The following is a 1,067-nucleotide window of genomic DNA, read 5'->3' on the forward strand; positions in this document are numbered from 1 at the left end:
GCCGCATTTTAGCTTCGCGATGATCACGCATGGGCAGCCCGGCGACACCTTCTGGGATATTATCCGGAAGGGCGCCCAGGCCGCCGCGGCGAAAGATAAGGTGAAGCTGATCTACCTCTCCAATCCGACCGCGTCTGGCGAGGCGCAGCTGGTGACAAACGTTCTGCAGCAGCATGTCGACGGGATCGCGCTGACCTTGGCCTTCCCGGACACCCTCTCGCCGATGGTCAAGAAGGCGGAAGATGCCAATGTTCCGGTCATCGGCTTCAATGCTGGTGGGGACAACTGGAAGCAGGCTGGTCTCATGTCCTATGTCGGACAAGACGAGACAGTTGCCGGTGAAGCAGTGGGTGAGAAACTCAACGCTGAAGGCATCAAGAGCGCGGTCTGCGTCGATCAACAGCAGGGCGCGGTCCAGCTCGAAGAGCGCTGCGATGGCATTAAGAAGAGCTTCAAGGGAAATCTCGTCGTCCTGTATGTGAACGGCTATGACATGGCGACTGCCCAGTCCCGTATCGTTGCGAAGCTTCAGCAGGATCCGACCGTTGGTTATGTCGTGACACTGGGCGCACCTTTCGCACCGACAGCGCTCACTGCCGTCAGCATGGCCAATAGCAAAGCAAAGGTCGGAACATTCGATCTTACGCCACGCGCCGTGACGCTCATCCAGGAAGGCAAGCTGCAATGGGCCGTTGATCAGCAACCCTTCGTCGAAGGTTATGAGTCCGTCGATCTGCTGTGGCTCTACAAAATTAACGGCGATGTCGTCGGCGGCGGTGGCCCAGTCCTGACTGGTCCGGCTTTCGTCGATAAGACGAATGTCGATCAGGTCGCGAAGTTCGCGAAGCAAGGCACCCGATAAAATCAATAAGGCAACCAATAGCGGCGCATAGGGCCGCAGGGGAGGGAACGTGACTACAATCACACAAGGAGTCGAACCTCGTCTTGTGCGCCGCCAGGTGGCGCATCAAGCACTGTGGAAGAAGGTACTCAAGCGGCCGGAAGTCGGCGCGCTGGGCGGCGTCATTCTCGTCTTCATCTTCTTCTATGTCATGGCGCCGCCGTTC

The 1,067-nt window shown here is 58.2% G+C and carries 1 protein-coding gene; it reads left to right on the forward strand.

Annotated elements, in window-relative coordinates:
• Positions 1 to 862 (forward strand): substrate-binding domain-containing protein (locus GSQ92_RS24315; protein WP_159014157.1); only part of this gene is annotated, 862 nt, incomplete at its 5' end.
• Positions 863 to 1,067: the final 205 nt, after the last annotated feature.

Source organism: Acidisoma sp. S159, assembly GCF_009766125.1.
Classification (GTDB): Bacteria; Pseudomonadota; Alphaproteobacteria; order Acetobacterales; family Acetobacteraceae; genus Acidisoma.